This is a genomic window from Leisingera coralii (genome assembly GCF_049056525.1).
GTDB classification, from domain to species: Bacteria; Pseudomonadota; Alphaproteobacteria; order Rhodobacterales; family Rhodobacteraceae; genus Leisingera; species Leisingera coralii.
Genome location: NZ_JBHUPT010000081.1, coordinates 1 through 351 on the forward strand (window position 1 = coordinate 1; position 351 = coordinate 351).

Genomic DNA, 351 nt, shown 5'->3' on the forward strand with positions numbered 1-351 from the left:
CCCCTCCAGCGGCGGCGGCAGCTCCGGCTTCGGCGGCGTCTTCGACCCCGGCAACCTCTCGGGCGGCAGCGAAGACGGCGCAGAGACGGAGCAGGACCCGCAGGGCAATTCCTCCGGCTTCGGCAACGTCTTCGACCCAAACGCCCTGACCGGCGGCAGCGACGGCAGCGGCTCAGGCAACTGACAGCAAAGCCAAAACGCGAAAAGGCGGCCAAAAGGCCGCCTTTTTTGCCGGGGGATCCGGCCGGATCAGAACAGGAAACTGCCGTGAGTGTCCGGCAGATCTTCCTTGGCCGGGGTTTCCAGGTAGTTCCGCACCGTTGGATCGATCCGCGGGCTGCGCACCGGGTG

1 pseudogene is annotated in these 351 nt (G+C 67.2%); it reads left to right on the forward strand.

What is annotated here, in order from left to right:
• Nucleotides 1-184, forward strand: a pseudogene (locus ACFMBG_RS21295) (ABC transporter permease); the annotation flags it as partial.
• Nucleotides 185-351: the final 167 nt, after the last annotated feature.